This window comes from Arthrobacter sp. 05T444 (genome assembly GCF_056395905.1).
Genome location: NZ_JBFTKK010000002.1, coordinates 328,044 through 345,137 on the forward strand (window position 1 = coordinate 328,044; position 17,094 = coordinate 345,137).

Sequence of the window (17,094 nt, forward strand, 5' to 3'; positions counted from 1 at the left end):
GGAACTCTCATGTCCAACACTGATCTGCCATCCCAGGGGCTCCTGACGGACCCCGTCCGGCATCCGGCGAGCGCGCCTGCGCCCTTCCGTACCAAGCGCGCCTTTCTGCTGATCCTCCTCACCCTGTTCGTTCCGGGGAGCGCCCAGATCGCCGCTGGGGACCGCAAGCTGGGCCGCATTGCCCTGCGGGTCACGCTGACGGTGTGGGCACTGGTCATCCTCGCCCTGGTGTTGCTTTTCACCAACCGGACACTGCTCATCAACATTGTCACCAATCCGGTGGCTTCCCTGCTGATCGTCCTGGTCCTGACCGCCCTGGCGGTGGGCTGGGCTGTGCTGTTCATCAACACCCTGCGGCTGATCCGGCCCGTGCTGTTGCGGCCGCGAATGAGGCCCGTGGTCGGCATCGCGCTGGCTCTGGCAATGGTTGCCAGCAGCGGCTCCCTCGGCTACGCGGCGTACCTGCTCAACGTCAGCCGCAACGCCATCGGCAGCATCTTCAACGCCAACGGCCCGGCCATCGACCCCGTGGACGGCCGCTACAACTTCCTGATGATGGGCGGCGACGCGGGCGCGGACCGCACCGGCCGTCGCCCCGACAGCCTGTCTGTCCTCAGCGTTGATGCCACGACCGGCAAGACGGCCATCATCTCGGTCCCCCGCAACCTGCAGAACGCCCGGTTCAGCGAGGGCTCCCCCATGCTGAAGATCTACCCTGAGGGCTACAACTGCGGCGATGAATGCCTTATCAACGCCATCAATACCGAGGTCACCAACAAGTACAAGGATCTCTATCCGGACGTTGCCGACCCTGGTGCCCAGGCCACCCTGGAAGCGGTCTCGGGGACCCTTGGCATCACCGTTCAGGCCTACGTGCTCGTGGACATGGACGGCTTCGCGAAACTCATTGATGCGATGGGCGGGATCAGGATCAAGGCCGGCGGCTGGGTGCCGATCAGCGGCGACATGATCGATGAGGCCAACGGCATCCACGGCATGCCGCTGGGTTGGATTCCGGCCGGCGACCAGAAGCTGGACGGCTTCCATGCGCTGTGGTACGGGCGGTCCCGGGAGTTCGTCGACGACTACGCGCGGATCCAGCGGCAGCAGTGCGTCCAGCAGGCCATGCTCAAACAGCTGGATCCTGCTACCCTCCTCTCGAAGTTCGAGGACATCGCCAACGCCGGAACCAAGGTGGTGGAATCCAACATTTCCTCAAGCCAGCTGGGCAGTTTTGTGGATCTTGCCATGAAAGCCAAAGGCAAGGACGTCAGCCGCCTCACCATTGGGCCGCCGGACTTTGCCGCATCCTTCTCCACCGTGCCGGACTTTGACGTTATCCATCAGCGGGTCAAGAAGCTGCTCAGCGACCAGAGCTCAGAGCCGTCACCTGCCGCGGCGCCCGACGACGCGCTGCAGCCGCAATACGCAGCTGGCGGCAGCGGGCTGACGGCAGCCGGACCGGCCGTGCCGGTCACCAAACCCTCGCCGTCGTCGCCGTCGTCGTCGTCGGACTTCACTCCGGTGACCACCACGCCGGAAGGTGAGCCCATCACCGAAAAGATGCTGAACCAGCTCAAGCGCGAGGGAAACGAGCAGGCTATCCGCGATCTCGTGGCCACCAACGGCCAATGCGCACCCCTGTGACGAACACCTGCTCCAAGAAAGAAGGACACCCGGCTGTGTACGAAATCGATAACGTCCTCAGGCCTTACGCCTGGGGATCGACGACGGCGATCGCCGGCCTGCTGGGCAGGCCGGAGTCGGGCGGCCCGGAAGCGGAGCTGTGGATCGGCGCGCACCCGGACTCACCTTCCCTGGCCAGCAGGCCCGACGGCACGGCCGTGGCCCTGAATGAACTTATCGCCGAGGACCCCGCTCATTTCCTGGGCGACGCCTCGGTGGCGGAATTCGGGCCCCGGCTCCCGTTCCTCGCCAAGGTGCTCGCCGCAGCAAAGCCCCTTTCGTTGCAGGTCCACCCCAGCCTTGAGCAGGCCAGAGCCGGATTTGCCCGCGAGAATGCCGCCGGCGTCCCCGCCGGCGCGGCCAACCGGAATTACCGGGATGACAACCACAAACCGGAGATGATCTTCGCGCTGACGCCGTTCGACGCGCTGTGCGGATTCCGCGAGCCGGCCAAGTCCCGGGACGTTTTCCTTCACCTGGCGGGGTGCCTGGAGCTCTCCGGATCAGGCGTTCCGAAAATCCTGACCGAGGTCATCGATGACCTGTCGCAGCCCGAGGAGGGTGCGGCGCTCCGGTCGGCGTTCGAGCGGATGATCGCGGGTGGTGATGGCGTCAAGGAGGCGACCTTAAGGGTCGTGGCGGCGCTGACCTCCGGCGCGCCCATGGCGCCGTACCAGCCGGAACTGTCCACGGTGCTGAGCCTGAACAGCGAATACCCGGGCGATCCCGGCGTGCTGATTTCCCTGCTGCTCAACCGGCTCTCGCTGGAGCCTGGCGAGGCAGTGTACCTCCCCGCCGGCAATGTGCATGCCTACCTCCACGGCCTGGGCGTGGAGGTCATGGCCTCCTCGGACAACGTGCTGCGCGGCGGCCTGACGCCGAAGTTCGTCGATGTGCCGGAGCTGCTGAAGACCATCGCGTTCGAGTCGGTGGGTGTGCCCATGCTCCGCGCCGAAGTCTCAGAACTCGGCCAAGAGCTGTACCAGCCGCCCTTCCGGGAATTCCAGCTCCAAAGGATCGAGCTGCTCCCGGACGGAAGCCCGGTGCCGCTGGCGCAATCGGGGGCCGCGGTGATCATCGTCACTGCCGGCTCCGTCTATCTGGACTCGCCGAAGGGCGACCTTCGGCTGAACCGCGGCACGAGTGCCTTCCTTCCGGCAGCTCACGCCCCTGTCAACGTCCACCCCGTTTCGGGCGCCGCGGACACCGCCGTGGCGTTCGCCGTGACCACGTCCATGAAAGCCTGACCGCCGTGGAATACTTCCTACAGAGCCAGGCGTGGGCCGACTTCCAGCGGTCCCTCGACCGTCCGGTTCACCGGCGGTCCGGCGAGGGCTGGAGCTTCCTGGCGGTTGAGGAGAAAAACCCGGCCGGGAAAGTGCTGTATGCGCCGTATGGTCCCGTGGCTGAGTCCGTCGATGCCTTTGACGCCGCGCTGGCTGAGCTCGTGGACGTGGCGAAATCCTGCGGTGCCGTTTTCGTCCGGATCGAACCGGTGACGGCGGGCCTGGAACCAGGGACGGCCGCAACCGCACTGAAGAGCCGCGGGCTGCGGCCCGCGCCCGTCAACCAGCAGCCCGAGCTGAGCTGGATCGTGGATCTGGACAGGGACTTCAAGGACGTGCTGGCCGATATGAAGCCGGTCAACCGGAACCTCTACCGGAACATCCACAAGAAGGGTGTGACGTTCCACGCCTCGCAGGATCCCGACGACATCCGCATCCTGCTGAACTTCCTGCACATGACGGCCAGGCGGAATGGCTTCAAACCGCAAAGCGACGAGTACCTGACCCAGGTCGCGGCGTCGCTGATGCCTGCCGGAGCGGCCACCCTGTTCGTCGCCGAATTGCACGGCGGCCCCATTGCGGCGGCGCTGGCCTATGATTCCGCAGACACGCGCACCTACGCCCACGCTGCCATGGACGACACCCACCGCAAGCTCAGCGCCGGCATTCCGCTCCTGGTCATGCTGATGGCCGATGCTAAGGACAAGGGCCTCAAGCACGTGGACCTCTGGGGCGTGGCGCCGGCTGACCAGCCGGATCACAAGTGGGCCGGCTTCACCGCCTTCAAGAAGTCCTTCGGGGGCCGGGAAATCGCCTACCCGGGAACGTGGGACCTGCCCGTCAACAAGCCCCGCTACGCGGCTTACCAGGTGGCCCGCAAGCTCCGCGAAAGACTCCGCAAAACCCTCGCGCGGACGAACACGTAAGCTTCGGGCCGTCAGCGCGCGAACGAACACGTGGGGGCCCCGAATCCGGTCGGATTCGGGGCCCCCACGTGTTCGCGCTATGGAGTCGGCGGACTAGCTCTTGCGGGCGTAGCCTTCCCACTTGCTGGCCTGGTGCTCGCCGTCCACGAAGCGGATCGTGCCGGACTTGGAGCGCATGACGATCGACTGCGTCAGGACCTTGTCCTTGGAGTAGCGCACACCCTTGAGGAGGTCGCCGTCGGTGATGCCCGTGGCAGCGAAGTAGCAGTTGTCGCTGGAGACGAGGTCGTTCGTGGACAGTACACGCTCGAGGTCGTGGCCGGCGTCGATGGCCTTCTGCTTTTCGTCGTCGCTGGTGGGCCACAGCCTGCCCTGGATGACGCCGCCGAGCGACTTGATGGCGCAGGCGGCAACAATGCCTTCCGGCGTTCCGCCGATGCCCATGAGCGCGTCAACGCCGGTTCCGGAACGCGCTGCTGCGATGGCGCCGGCGACGTCGCCGTCCATGATGAATTTGGTGCGCGCGCCGGCCTCGCGGATTTCCTCCACCAGCGGACGGTGGCGGTCACGGTCGAGGATCATGACGTTGAGCTGGTTGACCTTGACGCCCTTGGCCTTGGCGATCAGGTGCAGGTTCTGCTTGACGGGTAAACGCAGATCCACCATGTCGGCGGCCTCGGGACCGGTGACGAGCTTCTCCATGTAGAACACGGCGGAGGGATCGAACATGGAGCCGCGTTCGGCGACGGCCAGGACGGCCAGTGCATTGTTGATGCCGAGGGCGGTCAGCCGCGTACCGTCGATGGGGTCGACGGCGACGTCGCACTCGGGGCCTGTGCCGTCCCCAACCCGCTCACCGTTGAAAAGCATAGGAGCTTCGTCTTTTTCGCCCTCACCGATGACCACAACGCCGTTGAAGTGGACGGTCTGGAGGAAGGAACGCATGGCGTCGACGGCCGCGCCGTCTGCCTTGTTCTTGTCGCCGAATCCAACCCAGTGGCCACCGGCGATCGCGGCGGCTTCGGTGACGCGGACAAGCTCAAGTGCGAGGTTGCGGTCCGGCTCGTCGATCCCGACGGCGAGCGACGGGGAAAGCGTGGAATACTTCTGGGTCATTGACGCTGGTGACACGTGAACCTCTTCTTCGAGTGGCGATCATTGGACCCGCAGTGCCGAAGGAGGCTTCTGCGGTGATTCCTCTGCTACTGATCATAGTCGGGCTATGCGTCCCAGGTCATGGGATGACCACCACTCGAACCACGTGTTACTCCTCACCGCCGGGCACGGGGAATGTGAGTTCGGCGCCCGCATGGGCGACTATAGAGGGGTGAGTGAAACGCAGGACCAGTCCGCCCCCACCAGCCCGGCAGCCGGCCACGGCTCTTCCCCGGCTCCGGCTACCCAGGCGGTCAAGCCGGTAATCCCCGCCGCCGCGGCCAAGCGGGCCAATGCGTCCGTCATCGGAATGATCGTCGCGCTGGTGGTCAGCATCGCCGCCTTCCTGCCGATCGTCCTCATGAACCCGTCACCCAAGACTGACGGCTACCGCCCCAACATCGATGTGAGCGCGGTCGCCACACACGCGGTGGATGTGGCGGGATTCACACCCGTCGCCCCGGAAACGGGCGACACATTCAAGCCAAATTACGCCCGCTGGGAAGCCGGCACCGGAACAGGCGTCCCCACCTGGGAGGTTGGATACCTCACCCCGAAGGAAGCGTTCATCGGGCTGGTCCAGACGCGGAAGGCCAACCCGACCTGGCTCCTGCAGCAGACGAAGAATGCCCCAGTGACCGGAAACCGGAATGCCGGCGGGCAGGACTGGGAACTGCGGGACACCGGCAAGGGTGAGCGGAGTATGGTGCTGAACCACCGGGGGACCACCGTTGTCCTCAGTGGGAGTGCGCAACTGGACGAGTTTTCGGTACTGGCCGCCGCCGTCGTAAAGTCCCTCGACAGTAACCCGGTTGTCACAGTTTCACCGTCACCGAGCCCCAAGCCGTAAGGTAGGGGCCGTGGCAACCTACCTGACTCCCGCCCTGGCCTGGCGCCGTCTGCGCGAAGGCAACGAACGCTTTGTTAACGGTGAATCCTCGCACCCTAACCAGGACGCCTCGCGGCGGTCCTCCCTGGTGGAAAACCAGCACCCCTTCGCGGTGATCTTCGGGTGCTCCGATTCCCGGCTCGCGGCAGAAATCATCTTCGATCTGGGCCTCGGCGACGCCTTCGTGGTGCGCACCGCCGGCGAGGTCATTGATGATGCCGTGCTCGGATCGCTTGAATACAGCATCAGCGTGCTGAGCGTGCCCTTGATCGTGGTGCTGGGCCATGACAGCTGCGGCGCGGTCAGTGCCACGAAGTCGGCCGTGGAAACCGGCCAGATGCCCGTGGGCTTCATGCGGGACCTCGTCGAGCGCATCACGCCGTCCGTCCTGACGTCCCTGCGCAATGACGAAACCGAGGTCAACGACATGGTGGTGGAGCACGTCAAGCAGACCTCGCAGCGGCTCGTGGACAGCTCCCGTGTGATTTCCGACGCAATCGAAACGGGGCGGGCGGCGGTCATCGGCCTCTCTTACAGCCTCGCGGAGGGCCGCGCCGACCTTGTTTCCGGAATCGGCGAGCTCTAAAACCCCGCCGGGAGCGCCCGGTCAGCAGGCCCGTAGCAAGCAGTTCACGGTTTTCGGTGCGGCCCCTGATCGCCCTAAGCTAGCCCCATGACTTCCACTGAAGAGTTCCGCATTGAACATGACACGATGGGCGAAGTCCGCGTCCCCGTGAACGCCCTGTACCGCGCGCAGACGCAACGTGCAGTCGAGAACTTCCCGATCTCCGGCAAAACCCTTGAACGTGCCCACATCGAGGCTCTGGCGCGGGTAAAGAAGGCCGCTGCCCAGGCCAACGCAGAACTGGGCGTGCTCGACGGCGAGCTGGCCAAGGCGATCGCCGAAGCTGCCGATGAGGTGGCCGCGGGCAAGTACGACGGCGACTTCCCCATCGACGTATTCCAGACCGGCTCCGGCACGTCCTCGAACATGAACACCAACGAGGTCATCGCCGAGCTGGCCTCCAGGTCCCTCAAGGCTGCCGGCAGCGACAAGGTGGTCCACCCCAACGACCACGTCAACGCCTCGCAGTCCTCCAACGACGTGTTCCCCACATCGGTGCACGTGGCCGCCACCTCGGCCCTGATCAACGACCTCATTCCCGCCCTCGGCTACCTCGCCGAGTCGCTGGAGCGCAAGGCCGTGGAGTTCAAGGACGTGGTCAAGTCCGGCCGCACGCACCTCATGGATGCCACTCCGGTCACCTTGGGCCAGGAATTCGGCGGCTACGCCGCACAGGTCCGTTACGGCATCGAGCGCATCAATGCCTCCCTCCCCCGGGTTGCCGAAGTCCCGCTCGGCGGCACCGCCGTCGGCACTGGCATCAACACGCCGGCTGGCTTCCCGGAGCGCGTCATTGAACTGCTCGCCACCGACACCGGCCTGCCGCTGACCGAGGCCCGCGACCACTTCGAGGCACAGGCAAACCGCGACGGCCTCATCGAAGCCTCCAGCCAGCTGCGCAACATTGCCATCTCCTTCATGAAGATCAACAATGACCTGCGGTGGATGGGCTCCGGCCCCAACACCGGGCTCGGCGAAATCGCCATTCCGGACCTGCAGCCGGGTTCGTCGATCATGCCGGGCAAGGTCAATCCCGTCATCTGTGAAGCCTCCATCATGGTGTGCGCGCAGGTGATCGGAAACGACACGGCCATCGCCTGGTCGGGAACGAACGGCGCCTTCGAACTGAACGTGGGCATCCCCGTCATGGCCGCGAACCTGCTCGAATCCGTTCGCCTCCTGGCCAACACCAGCCGCGTCATGGCCGACAAGATGATCGACGGCATTACCGCCAACGTCGACCGGGCCCGCTTCCTCGCCGAGGCATCGCCGTCCATCGTTACTCCGCTGAACAAGTACATCGGCTACGAGAACGCAGCGAAGATCGCCAAGAAGGCTGTCGCCGAGGGACTGACCATCCGCGAGACCGTTGTAGCCATGGGCTTCCTGGAGCGTGGCGAGCTGACGGAAGAGCAGCTCGACACCGCATTGGACGTCATGTCCATGACCCGCCCGCCGCACAAGGCATAGTCTCCGCTACCAGAACCACGCATCCGACGCCGGCCGGTGCCTTCCAATGGAAGGTGCCGGCCGGCGTCGTTCTCCCCCGGCCCCGCGCAGTCCGGCTATGCGTCTCTCCCCGGCCCTCCTGCCGCTCTCCGCTCCTCCGGAGTGTAGGCCGCCGCTGCAGATGCCTGCTCCAGCGTGGCTCCGGAGACCCGTGCCTCCCGCAGCCTGCGCGTCTTGGCAGACTGGACGCTGAAGGCGGCGTCCACATTTCCAGCAGCATAGGTCAGCGCGTCCTCGGCCCTGATCCCCAGGCCCTGGGCCGTCAGAACGGCATCCTGGTTCGCACCGAGGTAGGTAAACTGCCATCCCCATTGCATCTGCTGCCGTTCCACAAGGCCCTTGACCATGGCTCCGTTCGCTTCCCGGGAGGCGTTCTCATGGCCGTCGGTCAGGACAGCCACCAGCACAGTCCCCGGACGCTCGTGTTCCGGCATTGCCGCAAGCTCCGCCCCGGCTTCACCGATCAGCCGCACCATGGCATCGTGCAGGGCAGTGGATCCCCTGGGCTGAAGAACAAGCGGCGGGACATCCTGGATATCCACAGATTCGTACACCCGCTCGTAGGTGTCGTCGAACTGGGCGAGGGACAGCCGGCACCGGCCTGAGCACGTAAACGTGTGTAAGCCCTGTGTCTGTCATGCTTCCCCATTTCCGGCCCCGGTCCCGCCGGTGCCACCTGGTGCCAGCGATAGTGCTGGGCAGGAACAGGCTAGGTACGGCCACCGACAATATCGTAAAAGTTGCACTCTAGATGAAGTAGTGTAAAAATTTACTATGTGACCAAGAGTGCAATTATTGAGGGCGGCCTTCGCGAGCGGAAGCGCGCGGCAACCCGGGCGGCGATTACCGCCGTCGCGCGTTCCCTGACTGCGGAACGCGGCCTGAACGGCTACACCGTGGAGGACGTCTGCGAACAGGCGGGCATCTCCCGGCGCACGTTCTTCAACTACTTCCCCACCAAGGAAGACTCGATCCTGGGGCATGTTGACGATGAACACCCCGAGGAATTCTTCGAAGACTTCATCCGGGGCGGTAGCACGTCCCCCGCGGGAGAGATCTCGGCCAGCCTGCTTCAGGATCTTGCGGAGTTGTCGCTGCACCTGTCTGAAAGGATGAGCGCCTCCGAAGAAGAGACCCGGCAGCTGATCGGCGTCATCAAGAAAGAACCCCAGCTGATGCTGAAAATCATCGGCGCCACCGAGGAACGGGAGGCCCATTTCGCCCGCGTCGTCGCCGCCAGGGAAGGCGTAGCCCCGGACCATCCGGTGGTCAGGATGGCTGTTGTGGTGATGGGCAGCATCGCCAGGCACGCCAGCATGACCTATTTCTCCGAGGGCAACACCCGCCCCTACCGGGACCTCCTGCTCGAAAATCTCGAGGGTGCGAGGCTACTGCTGTCCCAGCCATTTTCCCGCCCCGCATCCCCGTCCGCGGACACCCCATCACCCTCCACAGAAGGAAGCAAATGAGCACCGCCGTCATACCCAAGGCAGCAGCCGAACCGCTGCTCCTGACCCAGAAGCGCATCTGGATCATCTTCTCCGCGCTCATCGCCGGCATGCTGCTCTCCAGCCTGGACCAGACCATCGTGTCCACCGCCATGCCCACCATCGTTGGTAAACTCGGCGGCGTAGAGCACCAGGCCTGGATCACCACCGCGTACCTGCTCGCCACCACCATCGTGATGCCCATCTATGGCAAGTTTGGTGACGTCCTGGGCCGCCGGAACCTGTTCCTCGTGGCCATCGCGCTGTTCACGCTCGCCTCGGTCGGCTGCGCATTCGCCACCGATTTCTGGGGCTTCGTGGTGTTCCGTGCCGTCCAGGGCCTCGGCGGCGGCGGCCTGATGATCCTCTCGCAGGCCATCATCGCCGACATCGTCCCGGCCAAGGAACGCGGCAAGTACATGGGCCCGCTGGGCGCCATCTTCGGTCTCTCAGCCGTTGCCGGGCCCCTCCTGGGCGGTTACTTCGTGGACCACCTCACGTGGGAATGGGCTTTCTACATCAACATCCCCGTCGGCATCGCCGCGTTCACCATCGCCTGGTTCACCCTGACCCTGCCGAACAAGAAGGCCGCAAAGCGGATCGACATACTGGGCGTCCTGCTGCTCTCCGCAGCCACGACCTGCCTGATCTTCTTCACCGACTTCGGCGGCAAGAAGGACGAAGGCTGGGATTCGCCCCTCACGTGGGCGTTCGGTGCCGGCCTGGTTGTGGCTGCTGCCGCGTTCGTCATGGTGGAACGCCGCGCCGAGGACCCCATTATCCCGATGAGCCTGTTCAGGAACCGGATCTTCGTCAACTCGACGGCCATCGGCTTTACGCTGGGCCTGGGCATGTTCGCCGCCATCGCGTTCGTGCCCACGTTCCTGCAAATGTCCTCAGGGACCTCGGCCGCCGAGTCCGGGCTGCTGATGCTTCCGATGATGGTGGGCCTCATGGGCATGGCCATCTATTCGGGGATCCGGATCTCCAAGACCGGCAGGTACAAGATGTTCCCCATCCTGGGAGCTGTCCTGACCATGGGTGCCATGCTCTGGCTGACGACCCTGACGGCAGACACCCCGATCTGGGTCATCTGCGTCCAGCTGTTCGTGTTCGGCGCCGGCCTGGGCTCCATCATGCAGGTCATCGTCCTGGTGGTCCAGAACTCCGTCCCGGCGGACCAGATCGGAACCGCCACCAGCACCAACAACTACTTCCGCGAAGTGGGCGCGTCCCTGGGCGTGGCCGTGTTCGGTTCCATCTTCACGTCCCGGTTGTCTGAGTCCCTTGGCAAGGCCTTCACCGGTGCCGGCGCCTCAGCCGAGCAGGCCACGCAGTCCACCCGGACGCTGGACCCGCAGGCCCTCAGCCAGCTCCCGGAGCAGCTCCGGGACGCCATCGTGAACGCCTACGCCGATTCGCTGGCACCGGTGTTCTGGTACCTGCTGCCGTTCCTGGGCATCGCGCTGATCCTGGCACTGACCCTGAAGCAGATCCCGCTCTCGGACACGGCCGGCATGGTGGCCCGCGGCGAAGCTGTGGGCGGCGAGGAGGCCGAGCGGCTGGAAGCTGCGCGGCTGGAGACTGCACGGCACGGTGCCGGTGGAGCCGCCGTCGTCGGCATCGCGGCATCCGCGGAGGCGCTGGACGCTCCCGCTGACAGTGAGCCGGCCGGCAACGCCAAGAACGACGACGGCGAGCTGGCCGGCCAGCGCAGCCGACCCTCCGCCGGGCAATAGTCCGGGGGAAGTTGCGGGGTCGTCGCAGTCTTTTGGGGTTGCGGCGGCCCTGCCTTTTAGTCCCGCTTGTCGCGAGGAGGGGGTGCTCAAATGTGCGTTCCCTCCCAGGGGCTGCTCAAGCCGGCAGCAGCACCATTGCGGCGGCCGCTCCTCCGAGCATGAAGGGCCCGAACGGAATGGCCGACTTGAGCGTTCCGCGCCGCGACGCCAGCAGGCCGATGCTCCACAAACCCCCGAGCAGGAAGGCGGCGAAGGTGCCGGCGAAAATGTGCGGCCAGCCCAGATACCCCAGGTACATGCCCAGCACCCCCGCCAGCTTAACGTCACCGAATCCCATCCCCGGCGGATACACCAGCCGCAGGACAAAGTAGAACAGCCACAGCACCGCTCCCCCGGCCAGGATCCGGAGCGCAGGCACGCCGAACAGCTGCGCGGCGGCGGCCGGAACGCTCCCGCTGCCCTGAGCCGACACGGCCAGACTGATCACGGCCCCGAGCAGGAGCGCGCCCGCCACCGCATACGACGGGAAGACGATCCGGTTCGGCAAAAGATGGTGGCGGACATCGATCACCGTGAGCCGGGCGGCCATCACAGCGAAATAAGCGCACGCGGCCAGGACCAGCCAGAAGGCCGGCGGTGCTGCTTCCCAGAGTTCGCCAAGTCGTTGGATCACTCTCGGATGCTACTGGATTTGCCCGGTCCGCCGCTGGACCCGTGGGTAAACTGTGGATATGGGGACCTGGGACGCCAAGCACCGGCAGGAACACGGCGGGGCCTCGACGCCCTCGGATTCCGTCGCATCCTTCCGGAACCTCTGCCGCTCGTCCCCCTGGAAGTGGCAGTCCCTCAGGTTCGAATACCGCGAAACGCCCGAGGGCGGCGGCACGGTCCCTGTGCGCGCCTGGCTGCGCCGCCCTGGCGCCCTTCGTCTTGAGTCCACGGACGGAACCCTTCTGCACAGCACCACCGGCATCAACGACTCGCGCGACGGCCTGTACGTCAGCGCCACCAGGCGGTCATGGCTTCTGCCGGCGCATCTGGTCACCCCCGTTTACGACGACGGCGGGCTGGTCAGGCGCCGCCCGGAAGCGGCATACGGTGAACCGTCGTTCGGCAACAGCCGCTTCGGAGCGGCCCTCGACCCGGTGGAGCTCGCGGGAAATGCGCCCGTTCCCCTGGAATTCCCCCGTGCCAATGCCGTGGAATTGCTTGAGCCCGTGCGCGAGGTGGAGCACGAGGGCCGCAGCGCGCTGGAGACTGTGGTTTCGCCAAACGCCAGCTACCGCCCGCTGGATCCGGCGCGGCCGTTGTGCGGACCGGGCCGGACAAGGATCCGGGTGGACGCCGGAACCGGCATCTGCGTGGCCAGCGAAGCCCTCGACGGCGGGACGCAGCAGCCCGGCCACTGGATCCGTATCCTGGCCGTCGACGAATACATGCTCGATGATCTCTTCGTGGCCGAGCCCGTGAACCTGACGGATGTGCGCGAGCATATCCAGTGGCCGCCGCGCCCCAACCGGGCCTGAGCAGCCACCGGCCCGGTAGGGAACGCTCCGGAGCCGCCCGGATGCGGGGGCCCGTGCAGGGTTTTCCCAAGCTGGGCATCGCAGACTCGGGGCATGTCCTCGATTGCCACCGAACAGCCGCCCGCCGCAATGACGTCCAAACGCAGGCGCAGACGCATGATGCTGATACCGCTGGCCCTCATCGCTGCCTTGGCATTGTTCTTCGGCTATGTGTTCCTGAGTGCGAAGCCGGAGCCAAGCGTGCCGTTGGGCGCGAGTGCCGCTGTCCCTGGCGGAATGGCGAGGGTGAACGGAGTTGTCCCGCTCGAGAAGGACGGCTGGCTGCCGCCGGAGCATGTGCAGGCCCTGGAGGAGGGCGCGTCCGCGGGCACCCACCGGGTCCGAGTACTGGTGCAGTTCACCGCCCTGGAAGGCGCCGGCATCACGCTGGATTCGTCCCAGTATGTGGTCACCGGCCTGGGCGGCAGTGACGTAAAGCCGCTGTGGACGTCAAACCCCCGGGCTGAAGTTCGCCAGGGCGACTCACTCAACGCGACCATGGTCTTCGAGCTGCCGGACAAGTCCATCGCCCTGGTCCTGAAGGGACCCGGCGGAACGCGGCTGTCCCTGGGGCTGTCGCACCACACCGGCAGCTAACCCACGCTCGGGCCGTCGCCGGTTCGGTCGTCCCGTTCGACCGGCGTTCTCGTCCGGCCGCTGTAACGTCCCATCGGCTAGGCTTCCCTCATGACCGAGCTGATCTCCGTTTGGCCGCCCTTCGCCCTCGCCCTGACCACTCCCAGGCTCATCCTTCGTCCTCTCCGGGACGACGACATCCCCGCCGCCGTGGAGGCTGCGGCCAGCGGCATCCACGACCGCGGACGCAGCCCGTTCAGCACGCCCTGGGCCGAATCTCCTCCGGACGAGCTGGGACAGAACATGGCCCAGTGGTACTGGCAGTGCCGGGCCGGCACCCCGCCGCAGTCCTGGGCCCTGATCCTGGGCATCTGGCACGGCGGCACCTTCCTGGGATGCCAGGACGTCGGCGCCAAGGATTTTGCCATCCTCAAGACCGTGACCACCGGCTCGTGGCTGAGGAGGAGCGCGCACGGCCGCGGCTTCGGCAAGGAGATGCGTGCCGCCGTCGCGCTTTACGCCTTTGACTGGCTGAACGCCGACGCCGCGGAATCCGAAGCGGCGGAGTGGAACGCCGCGTCCTTGGGAGTTTCCCGGTCCCTCGGCTACGAGCTGAACGGCGTCACGCGGAGGTCCTGGGGCGGCAAGCCCGAGACAGTCCAGCGCGTCCGCCTCACCCCTGAATCCTTCAAGCGCCCCGACTGGCAGCTCAAGGTAGAAGGCCACGCCCCCACGGCCAAGTTCCTGGGCCTCTGACCGGCCGAGACCGCCCCGGCTTCGACAAGCCCAACCAGCGGCATCCCGGGTTTCGCCAAGCCCAACCAGCGGAACTCCAGGTTTCGACAAGCTCAACCAGCGGCATCCCAGGTTTCAACAAGCCCAACCAGCGGCCCTCGCCGGGACGCGGTCCTTCGCGTAGGAGCGCATCGCGGCGCATCGGACCCGCGGAGGTCGCCCAGCGACCAGAGCGGGTCCATATGCGTCGTGTCTAAGCGACGGCGAAGGGCCGTGGCCCGGCGAACCCGGCCACGGCCCTCGGGCACGCAGGTTAGATCTCAGCCCCTTCCAGCAGCTCCGTCACCAGCGCGGCGATGGGCGAGCGCTCGGAACGGGTGAGGGTGATGTGGCCGAAGAGCGGGTGGCCCTTGAGGATCTCGACGACGGCGGCAACGCCGTCGTGCCGGCCGACCCGCAGGTTGTCACGCTGGGCGACGTCGTGGGTGAGGACGATCTTCGAGTTCTGCCCGATGCGGCTCATCACGGTGAGCAGCACGTTCTTCTCCAGGGACTGTGCCTCGTCCACGATCACGAAGGCGTCATGCAGGGAACGGCCGCGGATGTGGGTTAGCGGCATGACCTCCAGCATGCCGCGGTCCATGACTTCCTCCACGACTTCCTGGCTGACGAGGGCACCGAGGGTATCGAAGACAGCCTGTGCCCACGGGTTCATCTTCTCCGCCTCAGAGCCCGGCAGGTAGCCCAGTTCCTGGCCACCGACGGCGTAGAGCGGGCGGAAGACAATCACTTTGCGGTGCTCCCGGCGCTCCAGCACGGCCTCCAGTCCTGCGCACAGGGCGAGGGCTGACTTGCCGGTGCCGGCGCGGCCGCCGATCGACACAATGCCTACCGCCGGGTCCATCAGCAGGTCGATGGCGAGCCGCTGTTCGGCGGAGCGTCCGTGGAGGCCGAAGACGTCCCGGTCGCCTTTCACGAGGCGGACCTGCTTGTCCGGGCCTACCCGTCCCAGTGCCGAGCCCCTGTTGGAGAGCAACACGAGACCGGTGTTGACCGGCATCTCGGCGGCGGCGGGAATGAAGACCGGCTCGTGGCCGTAGAGCGTGGAAATCTCCTCCTCGCTGGCGTCAACTTCCGCGACGCCGGTCCAGCCGGAATCCTTGACCAGCTCGTTGCGGTACTCATCGGCGAGAAGACCCATGGCCGAAGCCTTGACCCGCATGGGAAGGTCCTTGGACACCACGGTGACGTTGCGGCCCTCGTTGGCGAGGTTCTTGGCGACGGCGAGGATGCGGCTGTCGTTGTCACCGCCGCGGAAACCGGCCGGCAGCACTTCGGACGAGATGTGATTCAGCTCCACCATGAGTATCCCGCCGGCGTCTCCCAGCGGGATGGGCCGGTCGAGCCCGCCATGCTGGACGCGCAGGTCATCAAGGAGACGGAGGGCTGTCCGGGCAAAGTAGCCCAGCTCGGGATCGTGCCGCTTCCCTTCCAGCTCGGTGATGACCACGATGGGCACAATGACCTCGTGCTCCGCAAAGCGGAGCAGGGCGCGGGGATCGGACAGCAACACCGAGGTGTCAATGACGAACGTCGAGACGGCGGGCTGGGATTCTGACCTTGGGCCGGAAACAGCAAGACCGGCCGCGGCGTCTTTCGTGGCCGCACCGGTCTTTGAAATTGCTCGCTTGGCGCGAGAGGTAGCCTTCTCACCCTGGTCCGTGATGACTTCGGGCAGTTGTTCAGAATTAGCCACATCGACTCCAGCCCCGGGGCACATGCCCGGAATTGTTATTGGTGAGGCGGCTCGGCCAAAAGAGGCCGGCTCGGCCTCCCATACAACCGGTGCGAAAATTCCGCTCCATGTACTGGCCTCCCCGATCAGCCGGCGGTTTGCCTGCTGATGGTTTTAACGTAAATCTCCTCCGACTAATTTCCAAAGTCTTGGACCGGCGATTCCTGTTGCCATCTTGTGAATTCAAGATGAACGGCGCGGACAGTCCGCGGTCACGCCGGGACCGGCCCAAGGAAGGCTAGGAGCCAAACCGCCGCTGCCTGCCGGCGTAGTCCCGCAGGGCGCGGAGAAAATCGACCTTTCGGAACGCGGGCCAGAGCGCCTCGCAGAAGTAGAACTCGCTGTAGGCGCTCTGCCACATCAGGAAGCCTGACAGCCGCTGTTCGCCGGAGGTCCTGATGACCAGGTCCGGGTCCGGCTGGCCGCGGGTGTAGAGGAAACGTGAGATGTCGTCCACGGACAGGGTGTCGGCGAGTTCGCTGATGTCGGCCTTGCGGGCCACGGCATCGTGAAGCAACTCCCGCACGGCATCGACGATTTCCCGACGTCCGCCATAGCCGACCGCTACATTGACGTGCAGCTTCTCGCGCACCGGAGTCCGCGTGGTCAGTTTGGTCAGCCGGTCTGCAAGGTAGTCCGGGAGGAGTTCGGGCGCACCCATGGCGTGCACCGAAATGTCGGCGGCCTCATCCAGGCGGTCGAGTGTGTTCGCGATGATGCCCATGAGCAGGTCCAGTTCCTCACCGGAGCGGCTCATGTTGTCGGTGGAGAGCATGTAGAGGGTGACTACCCTGATCCCCAGTTCCTGGCACCAGCCCAGGAACTCGTGGATCTTGTCCGCACCGGCCTGGTGTCCCTGGCTCGTGGGGGCGTTGAACTGCCGGGCCCAGCGCCGGTTGCCGTCCACCATGACGCCGATGTGCCTGGGAATGCGTGCTGGATCCAGCGACCGCTGGAGTTTGCGCTCGTAGAAGCCATACAGGAACCCGGGCAATTCCATCCGGAGATTCACCTGACTTCCTGGCTGTGTGACTTCGTGCAAACCCTAGGCTACCGTCCGGAGGAGGCCCCCGCGCACAGGAGCAGCGCCCGTGGACGCGGTCTTCTCCTGCAGCAGGTCA

At 65.7% G+C, this 17,094-nt stretch carries 16 protein-coding genes; 11 read left to right on the plus strand and 5 right to left on the minus strand.

Features of this window, described 5'->3' with window-relative positions; all coding sequences use genetic code 11:
- Positions 1-9: 9 nt before the first annotated feature.
- From AC1DD3_RS03640 to AC1DD3_RS03650, 3 genes are read left to right on the plus strand one after another with little or no spacing between them, the layout of a single operon-like run.
- The gene (locus AC1DD3_RS03640; protein WP_476880958.1) at positions 10-1,647 is read left to right on the plus strand and encodes an LCP family protein; all 1,638 of its coding nucleotides are present in this window, start codon (positions 10-12) and stop codon (positions 1,645-1,647) included.
- Positions 1,648-1,682: 35 nt separating this feature from the next.
- Positions 1,683-2,933, plus strand: coding sequence for a mannose-6-phosphate isomerase, class I (gene manA, locus AC1DD3_RS03645; RefSeq protein WP_476880959.1), 1,251 nt, complete (start codon positions 1,683-1,685; stop codon positions 2,931-2,933).
- A gap of 5 nt (positions 2,934-2,938) precedes the next feature.
- Positions 2,939-3,898, plus strand: a complete 960-nt coding sequence (locus AC1DD3_RS03650; protein WP_476880960.1) for a lipid II:glycine glycyltransferase FemX — start codon at positions 2,939-2,941, stop codon at positions 3,896-3,898.
- A 93-nt stretch (positions 3,899-3,991) separates the two neighbouring features.
- Here the strand turns inward: AC1DD3_RS03650 and glpX are convergent, their stop codons facing one another.
- Positions 3,992-5,014, minus strand: a complete 1,023-nt coding sequence (gene glpX, locus AC1DD3_RS03655) for a class II fructose-bisphosphatase (RefSeq protein WP_230117193.1) — start codon at positions 5,012-5,014, stop codon at positions 3,992-3,994.
- A 193-nt stretch (positions 5,015-5,207) separates the two neighbouring features.
- Here glpX and AC1DD3_RS03660 point away from each other — a divergent pair, with 193 nt between their 5' ends.
- The 3 genes from AC1DD3_RS03660 (at position 5,208) to AC1DD3_RS03670 (ending at position 8,037) form a co-directional block, all read left to right on the plus strand.
- Positions 5,208-5,903 carry a DUF4245 domain-containing protein gene (locus AC1DD3_RS03660; RefSeq protein WP_476881000.1) on the plus strand — a complete coding sequence of 232 codons (696 nt, stop codon included), beginning with the start codon at positions 5,208-5,210 and terminating at the stop codon, positions 5,901-5,903.
- A gap of 10 nt (positions 5,904-5,913) precedes the next feature.
- The gene (locus tag AC1DD3_RS03665) at positions 5,914-6,528 is read left to right on the plus strand and encodes a carbonic anhydrase (protein WP_476880961.1); all 615 of its coding nucleotides are present in this window, start codon (positions 5,914-5,916) and stop codon (positions 6,526-6,528) included.
- A gap of 87 nt (positions 6,529-6,615) precedes the next feature.
- Complete coding sequence (locus tag AC1DD3_RS03670; RefSeq protein ID WP_476880962.1) at positions 6,616-8,037, plus strand: class II fumarate hydratase; 1,422 nt, start codon at positions 6,616-6,618, stop codon at positions 8,035-8,037.
- A 95-nt stretch (positions 8,038-8,132) separates the two neighbouring features.
- Here the strand turns inward: AC1DD3_RS03670 and AC1DD3_RS03675 are convergent, their stop codons facing one another.
- Positions 8,133-8,618, minus strand: coding sequence for a VWA domain-containing protein (locus AC1DD3_RS03675; protein ID WP_476880963.1), 486 nt, complete (start codon positions 8,616-8,618; stop codon positions 8,133-8,135).
- 234 nt (positions 8,619-8,852) lie between these two features.
- On the opposite strand from AC1DD3_RS03675, the gene AC1DD3_RS03680 reads away from it, so the two are divergent.
- Together AC1DD3_RS03680 and AC1DD3_RS03685 are read left to right on the plus strand one after the other, a co-directional pair.
- Entirely contained in the window at positions 8,853-9,545 is a 693-nt protein-coding gene (locus AC1DD3_RS03680) for a TetR/AcrR family transcriptional regulator (protein WP_230117167.1), read from the plus strand.
- Positions 9,542-11,302, plus strand: a complete 1,761-nt coding sequence (locus AC1DD3_RS03685) for an MDR family MFS transporter (RefSeq protein ID WP_230117166.1) — start codon at positions 9,542-9,544, stop codon at positions 11,300-11,302. The genes AC1DD3_RS03680 and AC1DD3_RS03685 overlap by 4 nt, the downstream gene beginning before the upstream one ends.
- 115 nt (positions 11,303-11,417) lie before the next feature.
- Here the strand turns inward: AC1DD3_RS03685 and AC1DD3_RS03690 are convergent, their stop codons facing one another.
- Entirely contained in the window at positions 11,418-11,975 is a 558-nt protein-coding gene (locus AC1DD3_RS03690; protein ID WP_230117165.1) for a prepilin peptidase, read from the minus strand.
- Between the two features lie 58 nt (positions 11,976-12,033).
- Between AC1DD3_RS03690 and AC1DD3_RS03695 the strand changes: the two genes are divergently transcribed.
- The 3 genes from AC1DD3_RS03695 to AC1DD3_RS03705 all read left to right on the plus strand — a co-directional run bounded on the left by AC1DD3_RS03695 (position 12,034) and on the right by AC1DD3_RS03705 (position 14,199).
- Positions 12,034-12,828 carry a hypothetical protein gene (locus tag AC1DD3_RS03695; protein WP_230117164.1) on the plus strand — a complete coding sequence of 265 codons (795 nt, stop codon included), beginning with the start codon at positions 12,034-12,036 and terminating at the stop codon, positions 12,826-12,828.
- 93 nt (positions 12,829-12,921) lie between these two features.
- Positions 12,922-13,464 (plus strand): hypothetical protein, encoded by a 543-nt coding sequence (locus AC1DD3_RS03700; protein WP_230117163.1) that lies wholly within the window; start codon positions 12,922-12,924, stop codon positions 13,462-13,464.
- A gap of 90 nt (positions 13,465-13,554) precedes the next feature.
- The gene (locus AC1DD3_RS03705) at positions 13,555-14,199 is read left to right on the plus strand and encodes a GNAT family N-acetyltransferase (RefSeq protein ID WP_476880964.1); all 645 of its coding nucleotides are present in this window, start codon (positions 13,555-13,557) and stop codon (positions 14,197-14,199) included.
- 292 nt (positions 14,200-14,491) lie between these two features.
- On the opposite strand, the gene AC1DD3_RS03710 is transcribed toward AC1DD3_RS03705, so the two are convergent.
- Positions 14,492-15,934: a PhoH family protein gene (locus tag AC1DD3_RS03710; protein WP_230117161.1), complete on the minus strand. Its 1,443-nt coding sequence runs from the start codon at positions 15,932-15,934 to the stop codon at positions 14,492-14,494.
- 277 nt (positions 15,935-16,211) lie between these two features.
- Positions 16,212-16,973 carry an isoprenyl transferase gene (locus AC1DD3_RS03715; RefSeq protein WP_230117191.1) on the minus strand — a complete coding sequence of 254 codons (762 nt, stop codon included), beginning with the start codon at positions 16,971-16,973 and terminating at the stop codon, positions 16,212-16,214.
- Positions 16,974-17,094: the final 121 nt, after the last annotated feature.